This window comes from Silvanigrella sp. (assembly GCF_044369315.1).
Lineage (GTDB): Bacteria > Bdellovibrionota_B > Oligoflexia > Silvanigrellales > Silvanigrellaceae > Silvanigrella.
Window position 1 is genome coordinate 1 of sequence record NZ_JBIPMD010000232.1, and the last position, 4,994, is coordinate 4,994.

Here is a 4,994-nt window from a genome sequence, read left to right on the forward strand (position 1 = left end):
TTCAGGTTATGCCGCTTTAGTTGGAGCCATAGCTGATTTACTACAGCTGGAAAAACACTTTACAAAATCGGAGCTTTTATTTTGGCTAACAGAATGGGCTAGATTAGGAAGCGGTTCTGCAACAAGAAGTGTCTTTACAAGTGAAGAAGAATCTTTTGTAAAATGGGAAGCCCCTATTTTAAATAAAAATAAATTTACAAACACAAGTAGTGTTAAATACCATCCCAAATGGCGTCAACTTCAACACTCTGTTTTTATTCTTAACAGTGATGAAAAACAGACTTCAAGTTCTGATGGACACAAATATGCTCAAACTTCACCTTTAAATATCATAAGAACTTCTGGAATTTCTCATAAATTAAAATTATTACAAAAAGCCTTATTAGAATTTGACTTCGAATGTGTCCAATCTCTAACTGAAGAAGATGCATATTCTATGCATGCCGTTATGCAGACAGGTGAACCTAAAGCATGCTATTTAACAAATGAAGTTGCAAAACTCATAGGTTTATTTATTCAACTTCGCAATGAATACGATGTAAAAGCATTATGGACGTTAGATGCAGGTCCTAATATTCATGTTTTATATATGCCCGAAGCAAAAATAATGTTACAAAAATTTCATGAATTATCTCAAGCCATGCTTAATAGAGAAATTAAAACTCTTACAAATTGTTTCAATGAAGGTTTATTAATTGGAAAAAATTCTTTTAATAGAGTAAAAAATATAAATACTCTAGAAAGTTATTTAAAATGAATTTAAATAATAATTTTCTTTCTAAAGTAACAATAAGCGCTAATGCAGGTGGCAAAGCCATATTAATTGGCGAGCATTCTGTGGTTTATGGACACAAAGCAATTGCTATGGCACTTCCAGACGTCCGTCTTCAAATGAAATTATGCGCTCCCGATATACCATTAGAATCTTGGGATCATTCTTGGAGTACCATTGTTAAAGGTAAAAAATATGAGCCCGAAATTCATATTAAAAAACTCCTCATAAAAGCTTTTGAAAAAGCACTATCTTTATGTAAAGTAACAGAAAATATTTTTGAATTTACTCCACAGCTTATTTTAGTTGAATCTGAAATTCCTCTAGGTGGTGGAATGGGTGGTAGTGCTGCAATAAGCACTTGTTTCCTTAAAATAGCAGCTCAGATTGCCTTAGAAAAAAATATTATGAATAAAGAAATTACAATTGAAAAACAAATTCAATTTGCAAATGAAATAGATTGTTTATTTCATTTTGGAAAAGCAAGTGGCTTAGATGTAACTGCTGTTGCAAGTGATGGTATGATTGAATTTACAAAAGGCGAAAAACATAAATATATTCAAAATGAAAAAGAATTTTGGCTTGCCCTTATTGACACTCAAGAGCGCAGTGAAACCTCACTCATGGTTAAAAAAGTTGCCTTAAAACTTGAAGAAGACACCAGAATAACAAATGATGCTTTAAATCAACTTGGAAATCTAGCAAATGATTGTGTCTATGAATTAAAATCAGGAAATTTAAATGCTCTTGCAAAAAATTTGAATAGAGCTCAACATTATTTAAATGTTTTAGGAGTATCAACTCATAAAATAAACAACATTATAGAAATATTAAAAAAGGAAGGAGCCTTAGCCGCTAAACTTACGGGAGCTGGTGGCGGAGGATTGGTCATGGGCATTTTTGAAACTCAACCAAAACAGCTATACTCTTTATTTAATGAAGAATGTTTATTTATAACGAGAGTTCCTAAATATGGAAAACGAATCTGAAAATAAAATTATCAATATTTCTGTTCCCAATTCCATGGGAAATTCTATAATCCAAAATTTAAATTCTTTAGAATATCTTGCAGAGTGGGCAAAAAGAGAACCCACCAATCACATTTCCGATATCATTCTTCATTTTCTATTAAGTTTTTCAAGCTTAAATACAAAAAAAAGTTATCTTTTTGATTTAAAAGAATTTATAAACTATACATTTACAGAAAATATGAATATTGAATATATAAATCAAATTGATGAAAAAACTTTAATTATGTGGCATGATCACTTAACAAATAAAGGTAACTTAACTCAAAAGTCAATAAGAAGAAAATTAAACTCAATATCATCGCTATTAGAGTTTTGTAAGAAAAGAAAATTAATAACTATAAATCCAATGATATTTATTCAAAAACCAAAATACAAAGAAGAGAGTAAAACGAATGCCTTCACTCTTGATGAAGTGAAATTAATTTTATATCATTGCGAAAAAGAATACGAATTATTATCTCAAAAAAATTCAAATACAAAAAAATGTAAAAGTGCTTTACTTCACTATACCATTTTAGTTACTTTATTATCTGTTGGAATGAGAGTAAATGAACTTTGTGAACTTAAAATAAAAGACATCGAATTTTCATCCGATTTCACAAGATTACATATAACAGCTAAAGGAAATAAAGAACATTCTCCCATTATTCACAATAAAACATCACAAATAATCAAAAAATATATTCAAGAGTTAAGACCAAATGCAAAAGAAGAAGAGTATATGTTTATTCGAGTTCAAAATGTGAAAACCAATACAAAATTAACGCAACCTGCTATTTATAAAATGGTCATAGAAGCTGCTAAAAAAGCAGGAATCGAAAAAAAAGTGAGCACCCATAGCTGTAGAGCAACTTTAGCAACCCTGCTTCATAATCAAGGCACCCCAATAGGTCAAATACAAACTCTATTAAACCATAAAGAAATAACAACAACAGCCATATATATAAAAAAAGCAAATGAAATTGAAGAATCTGCTGCTATGAAACTTGACTTACTTCATTTTCCAAATCCAAGTCTTAATAAATAAAAATATCTTTAAATATTTTAAACAGTCTCTATGTCATCTATAAAGTCCAAAATATGTAAGGAACACTCTTCTTCAATATTTCTTCCATTTTCTGGTAAACTTCTCAAAAAAATACTTTGATTTAAATGAAATTTTGCATGAGTTACTTTATATGATTTAAAATAATGATTTTCGTCTAACAATTTTTTAGCGAAAGCATCTACATTTTCTATTAAGTTAGAATAATCTAATGCAGTATAATTTTCATAATTATTAATAAAATTTTTTGCAGTTTCTAATATAGAAGTTTTAAGAGGATCTTCAATCGGTTTTAAAGGATCTAATTTAGGTGCTTCTAATTTTTTAATAGTGTCTTTTTTTCTAGGGATAAATGGCACAACATTATCTATTTTCTCAGGTAATATTTCTTTTTTTTCTTCATTTTCCATAAGAACCTTTGAATGAAAATTTAATAGAATTCTATTTTGAAATCCTAGCTATTTACAATAAAATAGCGCATTTTCATTACCAAAAAGGCTTATCGGAAGAATTTTTATATAATTAAAACACAAGGGGGTTTTATTAGTATATTCATATAATTATGTAAAAGTTACTTCTAATTCGCTCGAAACGGCTTCACATTAGAATCATTTTGAATAATATTTACTAGAGTTGAATATTGATTTTGTACCTTTGATTTACTTGGATCAAATATAGAATTTAAAAGCATAAATAAACGAATACCCGATTTTTTAATTTGTGTTTCCACAATTTGTTTTCTATTCACTTGATACATTTTCCAACTATCACTGAATAAAGAAGTCATCCCATTATTTTTATCATCTGGTCCTTTTAAAATTAAACCCGTATACACATTTTTTACAGCAACTTTATAAGAATCTACAACCCAACCTTCAACTGATTGTTCTAGGGGATCTTTTGTTATTTTTGCGACTAAATTAACAAAGTCTTTGCTGTTAACAATGTCGGATGCATCATATTTTGTTGCTTTTTTTTCTTCGGGAGTAAATATTCCTTTTTTTGAATCTTCTGGATTATATGGAAATTGAAGATAAACTCCCAATGATCCATCCCAAATTTTATGCATATTATTTTGTGAAGAAGAAGAACCGTCTATATTCGAAAAAGAAACAACTCTCTCTAACTTAACTTTATTTCCACCCGCATCTTCAAAAGCACCCTCTGTTAAGGCCGCACTATGAAGAGGTTGACCAATGTCACCAACAATATGTAATACCATTCTTAATGAAATTGCTTTATTTAAATCGCTCTCATTTGCGGTTACTAAAGTCTTAACTGCACTTTTTAAACAATTTACAGAATTAAATGTTTCATTTTTAACAACTTCATTTAATTTATTAAATGCAAGGTCTTCATCAATATCTTTGCCAATCATATCTTTTGTTAAAGGAATATCTGTATAATGGCATAAAGCAAAATTGTCATTTGAATTGGTATTTTTATAAGCTTTTATACTATCAGCCCAAGAAGCTGCTGTATCAATTGAATTTGTATTTTTAGATAACTCTTCACTTCCTGGACTGGCTATGGCTATATTTAAAAGTCTATCTATCTCTTTTGATGATTTATTTGAAATTTTACGACCTGCAATTTCGCTAATAAGCTGATGAGATTGATCCCAAAATGCATAAGAAGTGGAGTTTAAAGCAAATGAACACACAATTAAACCAGAAATACGGACTCTATTTTTCATTATTACCTCTAAATTATATTTAAACTCAAAATAAAAAAATGATACACAATTCTTCGTTTTTTAAACTATTTCAATTAAGATAACTCTGTCTTTTAATAAAAGACCGTTTAAGGAGATCTTACTAATGTTTCAAAAGTTTAAAATTTCACTCGTTCTTATTAATCTTTTATTTATTATTCCAACTTTTGATATACATGCTGCTGTAGAAAAAAAAGCCGAAGTAAAAAAAGAAAAAATAGTACGTAAAAAAAAGTTGAGCAAACAGCAAAAAAACCAAAATCAGCAAAAAAATCTTGCCTTATCTGAACCTAGTGTCCCTAAAGGGGATATAGAGGTCGTCATAATGACAAGTAAGGGAAAAATAAGACTCGACCTTTTTAAAGAGAAAGACCCCCTCACGGTAAACAATTTCATACAATATGTCAAAGCTGGCTATTATAATAACACAAT

At 29.0% G+C, this 4,994-nt stretch carries 5 protein-coding genes and 1 pseudogene; 4 read left to right on the forward strand and 2 right to left on the reverse strand.

Going from position 1 to position 4,994, the window contains the following annotated elements; genetic code table 11:
- The 3 genes and pseudogenes from ACIQ56_RS14300 to ACIQ56_RS14310 all read left to right on the forward strand — a co-directional run.
- Window positions 1-757 (forward strand): annotated as a pseudogene (locus ACIQ56_RS14300) (hypothetical protein); the annotation flags it as partial.
- Complete coding sequence (gene mvk / locus ACIQ56_RS14305) at window positions 754-1,761, forward strand: mevalonate kinase (protein WP_397601722.1); 1,008 nt, start codon at window positions 754-756, stop codon at window positions 1,759-1,761. The pseudogene ACIQ56_RS14300 and the gene mvk, both read left to right, overlap by 4 nt.
- Window positions 1,745-2,830 carry a tyrosine-type recombinase/integrase gene (locus ACIQ56_RS14310; RefSeq protein ID WP_397601723.1) on the forward strand — a complete coding sequence of 362 codons (1,086 nt, stop codon included), beginning with the start codon at window positions 1,745-1,747 and terminating at the stop codon, window positions 2,828-2,830. The genes mvk and ACIQ56_RS14310 overlap by 17 nt, the downstream gene beginning before the upstream one ends.
- Before the next feature lie 17 nt (window positions 2,831-2,847).
- Here the strand turns inward: ACIQ56_RS14310 and ACIQ56_RS14315 are convergent, their stop codons facing one another.
- Together ACIQ56_RS14315 and ACIQ56_RS14320 are read right to left on the reverse strand one after the other, a co-directional pair.
- The gene (locus tag ACIQ56_RS14315) at window positions 2,848-3,258 is read right to left on the reverse strand and encodes a hypothetical protein (protein WP_397601724.1); all 411 of its coding nucleotides are present in this window, start codon (window positions 3,256-3,258) and stop codon (window positions 2,848-2,850) included.
- Window positions 3,259-3,425: 167 nt separating this feature from the next.
- Window positions 3,426-4,544: a S1/P1 nuclease gene (locus tag ACIQ56_RS14320; protein ID WP_397601725.1), complete on the reverse strand. Its 1,119-nt coding sequence runs from the start codon at window positions 4,542-4,544 to the stop codon at window positions 3,426-3,428.
- 124 nt (window positions 4,545-4,668) lie between these two features.
- On the opposite strand from ACIQ56_RS14320, the gene ACIQ56_RS14325 reads away from it, so the two are divergent.
- Window positions 4,669-4,994 (forward strand): peptidylprolyl isomerase (locus ACIQ56_RS14325; protein ID WP_397601726.1); only part of this gene is annotated, 326 nt, incomplete at its 3' end.